We start from the raw sequence: 15,261 nt of genomic DNA on the forward strand, positions 1-15,261 counted from the left end.
ACCACTACTTTGAGATTGCGTCTCCCCAGACGGCGCCCGTCAGTTTCCTGGTGGTGTCGGTGACCTTGCACCAGCCGTTGTTCGGGTCATCGGGGTTGGCGGCGTTGTGGATCGGGCACGGGCCGTTCAGCGTCACCGCGTCACCTTTCTTGAGCATCCCGATCACGGTGCCACCGCCGCCCGGCACGTCGTACAGATCCACGTCGCTGATCACGGTGTGGCCAGCAGGCGCAGGCGCAGGTGCCGGCGCTGGAGCGCCCCCGCCGAGCGGCGCGCCAGGCTCCGCCGTCAGGGTGATGTCCGGGGCCGGAGTGCATGTTTGGCCGGCCGGGACTGTCGAAGTACGCGAGTTAGGCGGACATTTAACCGGCTGCGGCGGCGTGTAGGTGTAGTCCGAATACGCTGTGCACCAGTCGCCTTCGAGGTCCTTCTTGCGACATGCCTGGACTCCGAAGGTGAACGTCGAGTTGGGGTCGATGTTGAGCCCCCAGCTGACGACCTGGTTGTTGATGCACTTATAGGGGTATTCGGTCTGTTGCCCGTTGATCATCGTGTGCAGGGCGTCGACGACGTAGTCGCCGTGCACACGTGGGCAGCCGCCCATGGTCACGCATTTCACGTGATTGTTGGTGTTGTCCAGAAAGCACTCGATGTCGAGCCCGTTGCTCAGCGGAACGGTGTTGGCAAGAGGAGCGACCAGTGCCGCCGCCGTCCAGCACAAAGAGCTCACGCCGGCGACGACGGCAGATCGTTTCACGACGTACGGCCACATCTCCGTGTTTCTTGGCATGAGGTTCGCTCCGTTCGACATGGCCCCGGTTACGCGCGTCATGACGCGTTGTCGCTGACAGTAGAGAAGGCACGAGTGCGGACGAATCAGGTATTTCCCTACGGTTTGGATGTCTGGACACAGGGTTTGGATGTCCTGGACACCTCGTGGGCCAGCTCGATGCGGGCTGTCTCGACGAGTCGTAGGGCCACCTTCGCGGGCGGGCCCCCGGCCCATACTCGCCCATCCGAAAAATTGCAAGAGTCTTCCGGCGGGAAGCGCCGAATTTCCTGGTGGGAGTTCTTAAATTCTTATTCAATGTTAATCGCGACGCAGATCACAAGTTGTCCAATAACGGTAAACAACCTGTTCAGGCCGTATCGACGGGGTTGCTGAAGCGTTCGGATCTTGCGGTTTCGCCCGCCCCAGCGTGGGGCAGTTGGGATTAGCCTGCGACCTCGATCACAATAATTACGACATTTTCCTGTTACTTCGAATTCACCGCTAGGATCGACCAGACGCCCCGCCTCGGCATCCCCGGTCTCGACCGGGCCGCGCTGCGGTAGCCACGGGGAGCGTGGGCAGTGACGAGACGAAACGAAACGATGCGAACAGTGGTCGATAGGAGCGATGTGGACGACGTGCCGGCTTATAGATTGGCCAACTCTGCAGCCCGCGTCGCCAACACCGTGACACTGGATCGCGGCCCGATCGGCGGCATCGCGGTCACCGCGGACGGCCGACGACTGCTGGCCACCAACTACGGCGACGACACGGTCTCGATCATCGACACCGCCAGCTGCAAGATCGTGAACACCGTGTTCCAGGCCGACGAGCCCTTCTCGATCGCCGCCGGCCCCGCCGGCACCGGCTGGGCCTACGTCACCGCGGGTTCGACCGCACTGGACGCCGTGCTGGCGATCGACGTCGACACCGCCGAGATCGCCGGGTGCTACCCGGTGGCCATGGACATCGGTGACCTGGTCGCCGACCCGGCCAGCAGCCGCGTGTACCTCACCCGTACCGGCTCGGCCGGCGTCGACGTGGTCGTGCTCGACGCGGCCATGCGTCTCGCCGGGTCCGTCACGGTCTCCGGTGACCCCGCGGCGGCGGCAGCCGGCCTGCGGATCAGCGCGGACGGCCGGCGTCTCTACGCGGCGGTCCGCCAGCCCTCCGGCGACACGGTCACGGTGCTCGACCGCGACCTGAACGTCGTCGACACCATCAAGATCGGCGCGAGCATCATCGATGTCGCGGTCAGCCCGGAAGGCGCTCGGCTGTACGTGGCGACATCCGGTCCCGACGGCCGCAGCCGGGTCCACGTCGTCGACGCCCGCACCCACGCGGTCAGCGCCGGTCGCGCCCTTGAGGCCAAGCTGATCCAGCTGATCGCCGGGCGCGACGGCCAGCGGATTTACCTGGTGACTGAGGGCGCCGTTTTGGTGCTGTGTGCGCGCACCAGCGAGACCCTCGGCACGCTGACCGGCATCACCGAGCCGTCCTGCGCCGCCGAGAGCCCGGACGGCAGTCGGCTCTACATCGCCGGACTCGACGGCAAGGTGACCATCGCGTCGCTGGCCGACCTGCCGGCGCCGTCAGCGTCGCTGCACGAGCAGCTGGAGCTCGACGACGCGGTCACCCGAATGCTGCAACTCGAACCCGCGCTGTAACCCACGCCGCATTCCAGGTGCCGGCGTGATCGAATAGGCCGATGCAGAGCACCATGCAGCACTGGCCGCTGACGGTCGGCGCCATCCTGAACCACGTGACGACTGTCCACGGTTCTCGCACTGTCACCACCGTGGCCGACGACGGGTATCGGAGCACCACCTACCGGGAGCTGGGTAAGCAGGCGGCCCGGCTGGCGAATGCCCTGCGGCGCCTGGGCATCACCGGCGACGAGCGGGTGGCCACCTTCATGTGGAACAACACCGAACACCTGGCCGCCTACCTGGCGGTGCCGGCGATGGGCGCGGTGCTGCACACGCTCAACATCCGGCTGTTCGCCGAGCAGATCGTCTTCGTCGCCAACGAGGCCGAGGACCGGGTGGTCCTGGTCGACGCGTCATTGGTGCCGCTGCTGGCGCCGGTACTGGCGCAACTGGAGACCGTGCACACCGTGATCGTCGTGGGCGACGGCGATACCGCCACGTTGGAGGCCTCCGGCAAGACCGTGCTGGGCTACGCCGACCTGCTGGCCGCCGAGGCGTGCGAGTTCGACTGGCCGGTCATCGACGAGAATTCGGCGGCCGCCATGTGCTACACCAGCGGCACCACCGGCAACCCCAAGGGCGTGGTGTACAGCCACCGGTCCAGCTACCTGCACGCCATGGCCGGATGCACCACCAACGGCACCGCGATCGGCGCGATCGACTGCGTGCTGCCGATCGTGCCGATGTTCCACGCCAACGCCTGGGGACTGCCGTATTCGGCGCTGATGGCCGGCGCGGACCTGGCGTTGCCCGACCGGCATCTGGACGCCCGGTCGTTGGTCGCCCTGATCGAGACCCAGCGGCCCACGGTGGCCGGCGCGGTGCCGACGATCTGGAACGACGTCCTGCACTATCTGGAGCGCGAACCCGGCCATGACATTTCGTCGTTGCGGATGGTGGCCTGCGGCGGCTCGGCGGTTCCGGTGTCGCTGATGCAGGCGTTCGAGCAGCGCCACGGCGTGCAGGTGCGGCAGTTGTGGGGCATGACCGAGACCTCGCCGATGGCCACCATGGCCTGGCCGCCGCCGGGCACCCCACCCGAGCAGCACTGGGCGCTACGCGGCACCCAGGGGCGGCCGGTATGCGGTGTTGAGACCCGCATCGTCGACGACGAGGACCGGGTGCTGCCCAACGACGGCGAGGCGGTCGGCGAGCTGGAAGTGCGGGGCGCATGGATCACCGGCGCCTATTTCCGCGGCCAGGACGAGTCCAAGTTCGCCTCGGGCTGGCTGCGCACCGGCGACGTGGGCCGCATCGACGAGCAGGGCTTCATCACGCTGACCGATCGGGCGAAAGACGTGATCAAGTCCGGCGGGGAGTGGATCTCCTCGGTGGAACTCGAGAATGAGCTGATCGCCCACCCCGACGTCGTCGAAGCCGCGGTGGTCGGGGTGCCCGACGAGCGTTGGCAGGAACGGCCGCTGGCCGTCGTGGTGGCCCGGCCTGGTGCCGCGGTCACAGGCTCCGAACTGCGAGCGTTCTTGTCCGACAAGGTCGCCCGCTGGTGGCTGCCGGAGCGCTGGACCTTCATCGAGGCGATCCCGCGCACCAGTGTTGGCAAATACGACAAGAAGACCATCCGGGCCCGGTATTCCGAGGATCAATACCAAGTGAGCGAGGTGCGTGACTGATGAGCCTGCGTGTCATCCAATGGGCAACCGGAGGAGTCGGCGTCGCCGCGATCAAGGGCGTGCTTGAGCATCCCGATTTGGAGCTGGTCGGTTGTTGGGTGCACTCGAAGCCCAAGAGCGGCAAGGACGTCGGGGAGATCATCGGCACTGAACCGGTGGGTGTGACGGCCACCGACAGCGTGGACGAGATCCTGGCGCTGGATGCCGACGCGGTGATCTACGCGCCGCTGCTGCCCAACCCCGACGAGGTTGCGGCGCTGCTGCGTTCCGGCAAGAACGTTCTCACCCCGGTCGGCTGGTTCTACCCGTCCGAGAAGGAGGTGGGACCGTTGGAGGCCGCGGCGCGCGAAGGTGGCGTGACCCTGCACGGTGCCGGTATCGGCCCGGGCGCGGCCTTCGAGCTGTTCCCGCTGCTGCTGTCGGTGATGTCCACCGGCGTGACATTCATTCGCGGCGAAGAGTATTCGGACCTGCGCACCTACGACGCGCCGGATGTGCTGCGCCACGTGATGGGATTCGGCGGCACCCCGGATCAGGCCCTGAGCGGCCCGATGCAGAAGCTGCTCGACGGCGGGTTCCGTCAATCGGTTCGACTGTGCGTGGACCGGCTGGGCTTCGCCGCCGACGAGCACATCCGCTCATCGCAGGAGGTGGCGGTGGCCACCGCGCCCATCGACTCTCCGATCGGTTCCATCGAACCCGGTCAGGTGGCCGGTCGCCGGTTCCACTGGGAGGCGACCGTCGGCGACGAGGTGGTGGCACGGGTCACGGTCAACTGGATGATGGGTGAAGAAAACCTTGACCCCCCATGGACTTTCGGTCCGGCAGGGGAGCGTTACGAGATGGAGGTGCGGGGCAATCCCGACACGTTCGTCACCGTCAAGGGCTGGCAGCCCGAAACCGTCGAAGCCGGGCTGATCAGCAATCCCGGTGTCGTGGCGACCGCGGCGCACTGCGTCAACGCCATCCCGGCGACCTGTGCGGCCCCGGCCGGGTTCGCCGGGTTCTTCGACCTGCCGCTGATCACCGGTCGGGCCGCTCCGCACCTGGCGCGCTGAGCGCTACCCTCGGCTCATGGCCCTGGTTGTCGAACAGTCCCGGACGGTGTCCGCCACCGTCGCGGACGCGTTCGCCGGAACGCTGCCGCTACCCCTGCCGGAGCTTTTCCGCCGCTGGTACGGGCCGATTCCGCCGATCAAAGAGATCCGGGACCAGACCGGTGACTGGGCGAGCGCCGGGCAGACCCGCACCGTCGTGCTGACCGGCGGCGGCAGCATGCGGGAGGAGTTGACCGAGGTCGATCCGCCGCGGTCGTTCGAATACCGGCTCACCGACATCACCGGCCCGCTGGCCGTACTGGTGGCCCACGTCGAGGGTCGTTGGCAGTTCGCACCCGTCGGTTCCGGCACCACGATCACCTGGAGCTGGGTCATCCACCCGCGGTCAAAGCTGGCCGCGCCGCTGCTGCCGGTGCTGGGCCGGCTGTGGAAGGGCTACGCCCGCCAGGCGTTGGCGCGACTGTCCGCCCTGTTGGCGGGCTGACCTCGCCGATGTGCCGACTTTTCGGGCTGCACGCCGGGACCGACGTCGTCACCGCCACGTTCTGGCTGCTCGACGCTCCGGACAACCTCGCCGAGCAGAGCCGGCGCAACCCGGACGGCACCGGCATCGGCGTCTTCGACACCAACGGACTGCCGCAGCTGCACAAAGAACCGATCGCGGCGTGGCAGGACGCCGAATTCTCCACTGAGGCACACGAACTGACCGGCACCACCTTCGTCGCGCATGTGCGCTACGCAACCACCGGTGTGCGGGACGTCGCCAACACCCACCCGTTCCTGCAGGACGGCCGCATCTTCGCGCACAACGGCGTGCTGCATGGCCTCGACGCCGTCGAGGAACGGCTTCGCGAACTCGGAACCGCGGACCTGGTTGCGGGACAGACCGATTCCGAGCGGGTCTTTGCGCTGATCACCGGTTGCGTCCGTGCGCATGACGGCGACGTCGGTGCCGGGCTGCGCGACGCGGTCGGCTGGCTGGCGTCCAACGTGCCGATCTACGCGCTCAATATCCTGCTGAGCACCGCCACCGACATGTGGGCGCTGCGCTACCCCGACACCCACGAGCTGTACCTGCTGGACCGCCGCGACGGAGCCGCGCCGGCCGGACTGGACCTGCAGACCCCGCGGATCCGGGCGCACTCCGAGCAGTTGCGGGGCCGTCCGGCGGTGGTGTTCGCCACCGAACCGATGGACGCCGATTCGCGCTGGCGGTTGATCGACCCCGGGGAACTGGTTCACGTCGAGGCCGATCTGACCATCACCGGCGAGTTGGCTTTCCCCGATTCTCCTGCCCGGCAACTGCGCCGGGACGATCTGACCGCCGCTGCCCAGGAGGCTCAACACCCCTGGAAAGGAATGACATGACAGTCAAACGCGCCCTGGTGCTCGGCGGTGGCGGAGTAGCCGGCATCGCCTGGGAGACCGGTGTGCTGTGCGGCATCGCCGACGAGTCGCCCGACACCGCGCGGGAACTGCTCGAATCCGCGGTGCTGGTGGGGACATCGGCCGGGTCGGCGGTGGCCGCCCAGATCGGCAGCGGGCTGGGGCTGGCGGAGTTGTTCGCCCGGCAGGTGGCCGAGACCTCGTCGGAGATCGATCCCGGTGTCGGTGCCGATGCGTTGACCGACCTGTTCATGGCGGCGATCACCGAGCCCAACACCACCACCGCGCAGAAGCTGCAAGGTATCGGCGCGGTTGCCCTGGCGGCGCAGACGGTTGCCGCACCGGTGCGGCGGGGCATCATCGCCGACCGTCTGCCCTCACACGACTGGCCGGATCGCACGCTGCGGATCACCGCGATCGACATCGACACCGGGGAGCTGACGGTCTTCGACCGCGACTCCGGGGTGGAACTCATCGACGCCGTGGCGGCCAGTTGCGCGGTACCCGGCGCGTGGCCCCCGGTGGTGATCGGCACCCGCCGCTACATGGATGGCGGCGTGCGCAGCACGATCAACCTCGATGTCGCCGCCGATTGCGACGAGGCCGTGCTGCTGGTGCCCACCGGTGGCGGCGTCGACGGGGAGATCGCGGCGTTCGACGGTCGAGTGTGCGCGGTGCTGGCCGACGATGACGCGCTACGTGCCTTCGGCGGCAATCCGCTCGACCCGGCGTGCCGGTTGCCGGCGGCGCAGGCCGGACGCGAACAGGGCCGACGGCAGGCCGGCGCCATCGCCGAGTTCTTGGCCAAAGGCTAGGGCGCTAAAGCGATTTCGCGGCGTCGAGGGCGCGGGCGGCGAGTTCCCGGCCGACGTCGACCAACTCGGCGGCGCGGTGGAAGTCCAGGCTGCGGCACGCGACGCGAGGTACTTCGATGAGCAGATCGGGCGGGTGCGACGCCAGCTGATGGCGGGCCAGCGCCGCCTGGGCAATGTCGATGGTCCGGTTCATCACCTCGAAACTGCCGAGTTTGGGCACCTCGGGCGCGAAGTCCTCGTCCTCGCCGGGCCCATGCGGCGGTCCCAGCTTCGCCTCTCCTGCGTCGAGACTCGCTGAACCGCCGGGTTCGGACTCCCCACTGCTGAACCGGTCCAGGATCGCTCGGGCCGTCGGCCGGTCCAGCAGGGATCGCGCCCCGCTGGTGTCCAGCAGCGCAGACGTACTGCGCCACATGCGATTCAATCGACCGGCCGGCGCGCCCCGCTCGGAGTCTTCAGCCGCCGGGCCGGCGGCGGTCGGGTCACCGCCGTTGAGGCTCACCGCCAGCGTCAGGTCGGCGTTGACGGCGCTCAACGGGGCCATCGGCAGCGGGTCGAGGATGCCGCCGTCGGCGAGCAGGCGTCCGTCGACCACATGCGGTGCGATCACCCCGGGGATGGCGATCGAGGCGCGGATGGCGGTATCGACCGGGCCGCGCTGCAACCACACCGACCGGCCCGCGATCAGATCGGTCGCCACCGCGGTATAGGGAATTGGCAGCTCTTCGATGTCGATATCGCCCAAGATGTCGCGGACGACATCGAGAATCTTCTCCGCCCGCAGCACGCCCGCCGCGGTGAACGACGGATCCAGCAGGCGCAGTACCGCGCCCTGGGTCAGCGACTTGGCCCACTCGGCGAAGTCGTCGAGCCGACCGGCAGCCTGCAGCCCGCCCACCAGAGCACCCATCGACGATCCGGAGATCCCGACGATGTCGTAACCGCGGTCGCGAAGCTCGGCGATCACCCCGATGTGGGCGTAGCCGCGCGCGCCGCCACTGCCCAGCACCAGGGCCACCCGGGGTGCCCGGGCCGCGCGGGGTTCCGCAGCAGAGGTCATGTCCACCATTTTGCGGGCAATGCCGCGCCGGTTCTTTCCGTCATTGCGATTACAACCGTAGTACCGTCGGGAACGAGCAGGTCACAGTGGGTATTGCCGCGCCGGGACGCCGGAATTCCCGCCCCAGCGAGTGACCGGCCGGCGCGTCGGGCGTCGCACCCGCCTAGCATGGACGCTGTGATGGAGCACGTCGGATTCCACGGTTGTTGTTGCCGCAGCTGAACGCTGCCGCCGACCCCTTTCCTGAATCCACCCCATCCGCTCTGGAGTTTTCACCATGGTTATCGCTGATCCCATCGCGCTGCGGCGCCCGGCCGCCCGGCCACGCTCGCTGCGCCTGCCCGACCTCTTGCAGACCACCGACCTGGCCGCCGACGCGGTGCTGCAAGGCCGCTACAACCACTTGCTACCCGCATCGGGGCTTCCCGAGGACCAGCGCTGGTTCGTCCGAATCCACGGCGACGAGCGGCTCGACATCTGGCTGATCAGCTGGGTGCCCGGGCACGCCACCGAACTGCACGATCACGGCGACTCGCTCGGCGCGCTGACGGTGCTGTCCGGCTCGCTGGATGAATTCCATTGGGATGGTCGTCAGTTGGCGCAACGACGGCTCGACGCCGGAGACCAGGCCGCGTTCACCCGGGGCTGGGTGCATGACGTCGTCTGGGCGCCCCCGACCACTGGGTCTGAGCCCGTCCAGCTGCCGATCCCCACGCTGAGCGTGCATGCCTACTCGCCGCCACTGGCGGAAATGTCCTACTACGACGTCGCGCAGGACCATACTTTGCGTAGGCAGCGCACCGAACTCACCCAACATCCGGAGGCGTCATGACCACAACCCACGTCACCAGCCGCATCGACCATATGCTCGAATCGGCTCGGGCCAAGCTGCACCGGCTGACCGCTGATGAGGTCCCCGAGGCACTGCGCAACGGCGCATACCTGGTCGACATCCGGCCCGCGGCCCAACGCGCGGCGGAGGGCGAGGTGCCCGGCGCGCTGGTGATCGAACGCAACGTGCTGGAGTGGCGCTGCGACCCGACCAGCGATGCCCGGCTGCCGCAGGCGGTCGACGACGACGTGCAGTGGATCATTCTGTGCTCGCAGGGCTATACCTCGAGCCTGGCCGCGGCCGCGTTGCAGGACTTGGGGCTGCACCGCGCCACCGACGTCATCGGCGGCTATCAGGCCCTGGCCGCCGTCGGGGAGCTGGTGGAGCCGGCCCCGCTTGCCGCACTAAGCGTTGGAGTGCAGCAGGGGGCGGAGTCGTTCAGTTTTCTCCGGGGTCCACGCCGCTGGATGTAGGATCGCCGCCCACGCATCGGCGGCATCGGCGACGTAGCTGTGGCCGTGGCCGTCGGGCACGTCGACCGCCACCGCCATGTCGGCGGAGACCTGCAGGAACGTCACAATCGGGGTCCAGCGCACCTGCGGCAGCACGTCGTAGCCGCGTGGCTCTCTCAACCAGTCCGGCTTGTGGTACAGCAATGACGGATGCCACCAGGCGATCGGGTCGGAGGCGTGCTGTAGATACACCACTCGCGGTGTATCCGGTGCACCCCAAGGGCCTTCGGGACGCGCCAGGTCAGCCGAGCGAGCGACGAACCGCACCGCGTGGCCGTCGTGGTAGATCGGCAGCCATTGCGGGGAACCGGGATCGCGGTTGATGGTCAGGTCGGTCCAGATGGTGTTCTGAAACGTCGGGCCGGAGAACAACGCACCGTCGGTACGCGCCAGCACGTTGTTAAGGCTCATGAAGGAGGCTTCGCCACCGAACGAGCCGAGACTTTCGCCGAACACCACCAGTTTGGGGCGCTTGGACTCTGGCAGGGCCCGCACCTGTTTGTCGACGGCTTCGAACAGGGCCTGGCCGGCCTGGCGAGCGTTCTCCTTGTCGACCAGGAACGACAACCAGCTGGGCAGGAACGAATACTGCATGCTCACGATCGCGGTGTCGCCGTTGAACATGTACTCCAGGGCCGAGGCCTCCGCCTCGTTGATCCAGCCGGTGCCGGTCGTGGTGGCCACCGCCACCACCGCGCGGCTCAGTCCGCCGGTACGGGCTAATTCGGCGGCGGCCAGCTCAGCGGTCGCCTTGATCCCGTCGGCGGAATTCAGGCCGGCGTAGGCGCGGATTGGCTCGGCGGCCGGTGTGCCGTTGAATGCGCTGAGTTGCTCGACGGTCGGTCCACCCGCGATGAAGATGCGCCCCTGATGGCCCAGCGACGCCCAGGAGGCCAGCGACTCCGGCCCGCCGGAGCGCAGCCGGGTCGACGGGGCGGCCCGGTCGGGGCTGGTCTCCTCGTTGACCGCGGCGAAGGTGCTGTTCATGAGGTGCATCGCGGTCTTGAGCACCACGCCGTTGAGCACCGCCACAAACAGGGCCACCAGCAACGCCACCGCGACCACCGCCGAAACCCGCGGCGGGGCAACCCTTTCGAGCTGGCGCATCAGAAAGTTGATCAGCATCCTGATCAGTTGGCCGACCTCGACCAGGACGAACAGCGTGACCACTGCTATCGCACCGGCTTGGGGGTAGTTGTACCAAGTCAGCCGCGGCACACCCATCAAGTCGCGCATCTGGTCCTGCCAGCCGTGGATCGTCCACACCACCCAGAGATGGATGATCACCGCGGCGGGAATGAGCACTCGCCAGGCCCACGGCGGGGCCGGCGGGCTGGTGTCCTTGGAGCGCATGTAGCGCACCAGCCAGACGCTGAACACCCCCAGGGCATAGCCGATGGCGCCCGAGCCGCCGCTGACCAAACCCTGGAACAGCGGTCCGCGCGGCAGCAGCGACGGCGTCAGCGACAGCCACAGGAACACCAGGCCCACCGCGGTGCCGGTGAACGTGTAGTGCCGGACCCACCACGGTGGGCGCGCGGTCGGTTCCACGGTCGCTTCCGCGGTGGCGGTGTCGGTGGCTGTCGCGCTCATCGGGATCTACTCAGCGGCGGGTCTACTCAGCGGTGGGTGAAATTCGGTGCGCGCTTCTCGGTGAACGCCGCCATGCCTTCGGTCTGGTCTTCGGTGGCGAACGCCGAGTGGAACAGCCGGCGCTCGTAGAGCAGCCCTTCGGCCAGGGTGGATTCGAAGGCCCGGTTGACCGCTTCCTTGGCCATCCGGGCGGCCGACAGGCTCATCCCGGCGATGGTGGCGGCGACCTTGCCGGCCTCAGCGAGCAGGTCGTCGGCCGGCACCACGCGCGACACCAGGCCGGAGCGCTCGGCTTCGGCGGCGTCGATGGTGCGGCCGGTCAGGATCAGGTCCATCGCCTTGGCCTTGCCGATGGCCCGGGTCAGGCGCTGGGAGCCGCCCATGCCGGGCAACACGCCCAGCTTGATCTCGGGCTGGCCGAACTTGGCGGTGTCGGCGGCGATCAGCAGGTCGCACATCATCGCCAGTTCGCAGCCGCCACCCAGGGCGTGCCCGGCCACCGCGGCGATGGTCGGGGTGCGCACCGCGGCCAGTTTGGACCAGGCGGCGAAGAAGTCGGCGGCGAACACGTCGGCGAAACTCTTCTCGGCCATCTCTTTGATGTCGGCTCCGGCGGCGAACGCTTTGGCGTTGCCGGTGATGATGATCGCTCCGATGCCGGGGTCGGCGTCGAATTCAGCTGCGGCGGCAGTGACTTCGTTCATCACCTGGCTGTTGAGGGCGTTGAGTGCCTGCGGCCGGTTCAGGGTGATGGTGCCGACGCGGCCGTCGCGGGTGACGAGGATGGTTTCGTAACTCATGGTGTCTCCTTAGAAGGTCAGGTCGGGTTCGGCGGGAACGAAGTACGACTCGATGTCGGCGGCGGTCACCTCGGCCAGTGTCGCCGGCGACCACTGCGGGTTGCGGTCCTTGTCGACCAACTGGGCGCGGATGCCCTCCACCAGGTCATGCGAGCGCAGCGACGCGCACGACACCCGGAATTCCTGGACCAGCACGTCTTGCAGGGTGGCGAGCTGGCCGGCCCGACGTACCGCCTCCAACGTCACCGCGCACGCGATCGGGGAGCGGGTGCCGATCAGTTCGGCGGCGGCGTTGGCGTCGGGGCTGTCGTGGCCGGCCAGCGCGTCCACAATCTGCGCGACGGTGCCGTGTGCGTAGCACTCGTCGATCCAGTCACGATGTGCGGCAAGCTGACTCGGCGGCGGCTCGATCGCGTGTGCCGCCAGGGCGCGGTCCACGCCGTCGGCGATGATCGCCGCGGTGAAGGCCTCCAACGCCGTGTGCGGGACGAAGTGGTCGGCGAAACCCAGCGCAATGGCATCCGGACCGGAAAACGGTGCGCCGGTCAGTGCCGCGTGCAGGCCGAGCCGGCCGGGGGCGCGGGAGAGCAGGTAGGTGCCGCCGACATCGGGGATGAAACCGATACCGACCTCGGGCATGGCCATCTTGGTGGTGTCGGTGACCACCCGGGTGTTGGCGTGCGCCCCGACTCCGACGCCGCCGCCCATCACGATGCCGTCCATCAACGACACGTACGGCTTGCCGAATCCGCCGATCTGCGCATTCAGCAGGTACTCGTCGTACCAGAACCGGCGTGCTTCGGCGCCGTCGGCTTTGGCGCTGTGATAGATCGCGACCACGTCGCCGCCGGCGCACAGGCCGCGCTCGCCGGCCCCGGCGAGCACCACCGCCGTCACCGCCGGGTCGTCGGCCCAGGCAGAAAGTGCCGCGGTCATCGCGGTCACCATCGGAAGGTTCAGCGAGTTGATCGCCCTCGGGCGGTTGAGTGTCAGCAGACCGACACCGTTGTCAACGTGGGCCAGGACGTCGGGATTCAGGACGTCGGGATTCCGGGCACCGTCAGATTCGCCTGTCACGCCTTCGCAATGTAGATCCTTACCCGCCGTCAACGTTCCGCGGGTAAGGTTTGGCAGCAGAGCGGCCGCTAGTCCGTTGGGAACTTCGACGGGTCGTGGACCGTTGAGCAAGTGTTCGCACAACTTCGTGTCCGAGCACCAGACAGCATTAAGAAAGGATCGGGACGGTGCGGGAGACCAGCAACCCGGTATTTCGTTCGTTGCCCAAACAGGGCGGCTACGCGCAGTTCGGAACCGGCGTCGCCGGTGCGACGCAGCAGGTGGGACAGACCTACCAGGCCGACCCGTCGCTACAGCAGTACCAGCGGGAGGTCACTCGCCCGCTGACCATCGATGACGTCGTCACCAAGACCGGCATCACGCTGGGGGTGCTCAGCGTCGCAGCGATCGTTTCTTTCTTCCTGGTCGCGGGCAATCAGGCGCTGGCCGGGCCGCTGACCTTCGTCGGCGCATTCGGCGGACTGGCCCTGGTTCTGGTGGCCACGTTCACCCGCAAGCAGGACAGCAAGGCCCTGGTGCTCAGCTACGCGGTGCTGGAGGGCATGTTCCTCGGCGCCATCTCCTTCGTGCTGACCGCGGTCACGGTCGGCACCAGCAACGCCGGCTCGATGATCGGCCAGGCCGTGATGGGCACCCTCGGTGTGTTCGGCGGCATGCTCGTCGTCTACAAGACCGGCGCCATCCGGGTCACCCCGAAGTTCACCCGGATGCTCGTCGCCGGCATGTTCGGTGTGCTGGCCCTGATGATCGGCAACCTGGTGCTGTCGCTGTTCGGCGTCGGCGGTGGCGAAGGCCTGGGCCTGCGCAGCGGTGGGACGCTGTCGATCATCTTCTCGCTGGTGTGCATCGGTATCGCCGCGTTCAGCTTCCTGATCGACTTCGACGCTGCCGACCAGCTGATCCGCGCCGGCGCGCCGGAGAAGGCCGCCTGGGGTATCGCACTGGGCCTGACCGTGACCCTGGTCTGGCTGTACCTGGAGATCCTGCGTCTGCTCAGCTACTTCCAGAGCGAGTGACCCGCTAGCTTTTCCCCGTTGACTCTGCGCTGACCAGGCAGGCTACTCGCACTTTCGCCTGGTACGCGCAGAGTCAACTGCTATCTGGGGTGCTGTCGGAGACCGCTGGCAGCATGCCGGCATGGAAGGTGAACCATTCCTCGGTAGCGAGGCATTGGCGGCCGGTGCGGTCACCTGGCACGAGCTGGACAAATACCACACGGCGATCATGCCGAACGTCTACCTGGACAGACGCGTCAAGCCGACGTTGCGGCACCGCATTGAGGGCGCCTGGCTGTGGGCGCATCGCCAAGCAGTCGTCAGCGGTCTTGCCGCCTCGGCCCTGCATGGGGCGAACTGGGTCGACGACGACGTGATCGTCGAACTGATCTGGCGCAACGCGCGAGCCCCGCACGGCGTCAAGACCCGTGCGGACCTGATCCTGGACGGCGAATCCCAGCGTCTTGGCGGCGTCGTCGCCACCACGCCGGAGCGCACCGCCTTCGACCTGGGCCGACGCGGCCCGTTGCGTCAGGCGGTCGCCAGACTGGATGCGCTGGCCAATGCCACGCATTTCAAGATCGACGATGTGGCGCAGCTGGCGGCGCGGCATCGTCATACCCGCGGGCTGCGCCAACTCGAAGCCGCGCTGTACCTCGTCGACGCCGGCGCACAGTCACCGAAGGAGACCTGGTTGCGGCTGCTGCTCGGTGACGCCGGCTTCCCAAGACCGCGGACCCAGATCCCCGTACTCGGCGAGGACGGCTACCCCAAGTACTTCCTCGACATGGGGTGGGAGGACATCATGCTCACGGTCGAGTACGACGGCGATCAACATCGCACCGATCGGCTGCAGTACGTCAAAGATGTGGAGAGGCTGGAGTACATCCAGAGCGTCGGCTGGACGCACATCAAGGTGCTTGCCGAACACCGGGGCTACGACGTCGTTCGACGCGTCCGCCAGTCATGGGACGCCCTAAAACGCCGTTGACTCTGCGCTGACCAGGCGGGGTACTCGCGC

The 15,261-nt window shown here is 67.7% G+C and carries 15 protein-coding genes; 10 read left to right on the plus strand and 5 right to left on the minus strand.

Going from position 1 to position 15,261, the window contains the following annotated elements; genetic code table 11:
• Positions 1-4: 4 nt before the first annotated feature.
• The gene (locus K3U94_RS05645) at positions 5-757 is read right to left on the minus strand and encodes a hypothetical protein (protein ID WP_220695850.1); all 753 of its coding nucleotides are present in this window, start codon (positions 755-757) and stop codon (positions 5-7) included.
• Positions 758-1,425: 668 nt separating this feature from the next.
• On the opposite strand from K3U94_RS05645, the gene K3U94_RS05650 reads away from it, so the two are divergent.
• The 6 genes from K3U94_RS05650 to K3U94_RS05675 are packed head-to-tail and all read left to right on the plus strand — an operon-like array spanning position 1,426 to position 7,371.
• A complete protein-coding gene (locus tag K3U94_RS05650; RefSeq protein ID WP_230987440.1) occupies positions 1,426-2,439 on the plus strand; it encodes a YncE family protein in 1,014 nt (337 codons plus the stop codon).
• A gap of 41 nt (positions 2,440-2,480) precedes the next feature.
• Positions 2,481-4,112, plus strand: a complete 1,632-nt coding sequence (locus K3U94_RS05655) for a long-chain fatty acid--CoA ligase (protein WP_220695852.1) — start codon at positions 2,481-2,483, stop codon at positions 4,110-4,112.
• The gene (locus K3U94_RS05660) at positions 4,112-5,170 is read left to right on the plus strand and encodes an NAD(P)H-dependent amine dehydrogenase family protein (RefSeq protein WP_220695853.1); all 1,059 of its coding nucleotides are present in this window, start codon (positions 4,112-4,114) and stop codon (positions 5,168-5,170) included. Before K3U94_RS05655 ends, K3U94_RS05660 begins: the two co-directional genes overlap by 1 nt.
• Positions 5,171-5,186: 16 nt before the next feature.
• Positions 5,187-5,654 carry an SRPBCC family protein gene (locus K3U94_RS05665; protein ID WP_220695854.1) on the plus strand — a complete coding sequence of 156 codons (468 nt, stop codon included), beginning with the start codon at positions 5,187-5,189 and terminating at the stop codon, positions 5,652-5,654.
• Positions 5,655-5,662: 8 nt separating this feature from the next.
• On the plus strand, positions 5,663-6,538 hold the full coding sequence (locus tag K3U94_RS05670; protein ID WP_220695855.1) for a class II glutamine amidotransferase: 876 nt from the start codon (positions 5,663-5,665) through the stop codon (positions 6,536-6,538).
• On the plus strand, positions 6,535-7,371 hold the full coding sequence (locus tag K3U94_RS05675) for a patatin-like phospholipase family protein (protein ID WP_220695856.1): 837 nt from the start codon (positions 6,535-6,537) through the stop codon (positions 7,369-7,371). Before K3U94_RS05670 ends, K3U94_RS05675 begins: the two co-directional genes overlap by 4 nt.
• 4 nt (positions 7,372-7,375) lie before the next feature.
• Here K3U94_RS05675 and K3U94_RS05680 read toward each other — a convergent pair whose 3' ends face one another.
• Positions 7,376-8,431, minus strand: coding sequence for a patatin-like phospholipase family protein (locus tag K3U94_RS05680; protein WP_220695857.1), 1,056 nt, complete (start codon positions 8,429-8,431; stop codon positions 7,376-7,378).
• A gap of 277 nt (positions 8,432-8,708) precedes the next feature.
• Between K3U94_RS05680 and K3U94_RS05685 the strand changes: the two genes are divergently transcribed.
• Positions 8,709-9,263: a cysteine dioxygenase gene (locus K3U94_RS05685; RefSeq protein WP_220695858.1), complete on the plus strand. Its 555-nt coding sequence runs from the start codon at positions 8,709-8,711 to the stop codon at positions 9,261-9,263.
• Positions 9,260-9,736, plus strand: a complete 477-nt coding sequence (locus K3U94_RS05690; protein ID WP_220695859.1) for a rhodanese-like domain-containing protein — start codon at positions 9,260-9,262, stop codon at positions 9,734-9,736. The genes K3U94_RS05685 and K3U94_RS05690 overlap by 4 nt, the downstream gene beginning before the upstream one ends.
• On the opposite strand, the gene K3U94_RS05695 is transcribed toward K3U94_RS05690, so the two are convergent.
• From K3U94_RS05695 to K3U94_RS05705, 3 genes are read right to left on the minus strand one after another with little or no spacing between them, the layout of a single operon-like run.
• Positions 9,668-11,368 carry an alpha/beta hydrolase gene (locus K3U94_RS05695; protein WP_220695860.1) on the minus strand — a complete coding sequence of 567 codons (1,701 nt, stop codon included), beginning with the start codon at positions 11,366-11,368 and terminating at the stop codon, positions 9,668-9,670. The two genes, K3U94_RS05690 and K3U94_RS05695, sit on opposite strands and share 69 nt — an antisense overlap.
• Positions 11,369-11,394: 26 nt before the next feature.
• The gene (locus K3U94_RS05700; RefSeq protein ID WP_220695861.1) at positions 11,395-12,168 is read right to left on the minus strand and encodes an enoyl-CoA hydratase; all 774 of its coding nucleotides are present in this window, start codon (positions 12,166-12,168) and stop codon (positions 11,395-11,397) included.
• A gap of 9 nt (positions 12,169-12,177) precedes the next feature.
• On the minus strand, positions 12,178-13,245 hold the full coding sequence (locus K3U94_RS05705) for an enoyl-CoA hydratase/isomerase family protein (protein WP_230987442.1): 1,068 nt from the start codon (positions 13,243-13,245) through the stop codon (positions 12,178-12,180).
• A 167-nt stretch (positions 13,246-13,412) separates the two neighbouring features.
• Here K3U94_RS05705 and K3U94_RS05710 point away from each other — a divergent pair, with 167 nt between their 5' ends.
• Positions 13,413-14,261, plus strand: coding sequence for a Bax inhibitor-1/YccA family protein (locus K3U94_RS05710; RefSeq protein ID WP_047317272.1), 849 nt, complete (start codon positions 13,413-13,415; stop codon positions 14,259-14,261).
• A gap of 121 nt (positions 14,262-14,382) precedes the next feature.
• Positions 14,383-15,231 carry a putative endonuclease domain-containing protein gene (locus K3U94_RS05715; RefSeq protein ID WP_220695862.1) on the plus strand — a complete coding sequence of 283 codons (849 nt, stop codon included), beginning with the start codon at positions 14,383-14,385 and terminating at the stop codon, positions 15,229-15,231.
• Positions 15,232-15,261 lie beyond the last annotated feature (30 nt).

Origin of the sequence: Mycolicibacter heraklionensis, assembly GCF_019645815.1 — a bacterium.
GTDB lineage: Bacteria > Actinomycetota > Actinomycetes > Mycobacteriales > Mycobacteriaceae > Mycobacterium > Mycobacterium heraklionense.

Excerpts from the sequence above, each read along its gene's own strand:
- K3U94_RS05655 (WP_220695852.1), top strand. The coding sequence starts at position 2,481 with ATGCAGAGCACCATGCAGCACTGGCCGCTGACGGTCGGCGCCATCCTG.
- K3U94_RS05660 (WP_220695853.1), top strand. The coding sequence starts at position 4,112 with ATGAGCCTGCGTGTCATCCAATGGGCAACCGGAGGAGTCGGCGTCGCC.
- K3U94_RS05665 (WP_220695854.1), top strand. The coding sequence starts at position 5,187 with ATGGCCCTGGTTGTCGAACAGTCCCGGACGGTGTCCGCCACCGTCGCG.
- K3U94_RS05670 (WP_220695855.1), top strand. The coding sequence starts at position 5,663 with ATGTGCCGACTTTTCGGGCTGCACGCCGGGACCGACGTCGTCACCGCC.
- K3U94_RS05675 (WP_220695856.1), top strand. The coding sequence starts at position 6,535 with ATGACAGTCAAACGCGCCCTGGTGCTCGGCGGTGGCGGAGTAGCCGGC.
- K3U94_RS05680 (WP_220695857.1), bottom strand. The coding sequence starts at position 8,431 with ATGACCTCTGCTGCGGAACCCCGCGCGGCCCGGGCACCCCGGGTGGCC.
- K3U94_RS05685 (WP_220695858.1), top strand. The coding sequence starts at position 8,709 with ATGGTTATCGCTGATCCCATCGCGCTGCGGCGCCCGGCCGCCCGGCCA.
- K3U94_RS05690 (WP_220695859.1), top strand. The coding sequence starts at position 9,260 with ATGACCACAACCCACGTCACCAGCCGCATCGACCATATGCTCGAATCG.
- K3U94_RS05695 (WP_220695860.1), bottom strand. The coding sequence starts at position 11,368 with ATGAGCGCGACAGCCACCGACACCGCCACCGCGGAAGCGACCGTGGAA.
- K3U94_RS05700 (WP_220695861.1), bottom strand. The coding sequence starts at position 12,168 with ATGAGTTACGAAACCATCCTCGTCACCCGCGACGGCCGCGTCGGCACC.
- K3U94_RS05715 (WP_220695862.1), top strand. The coding sequence starts at position 14,383 with ATGGAAGGTGAACCATTCCTCGGTAGCGAGGCATTGGCGGCCGGTGCG.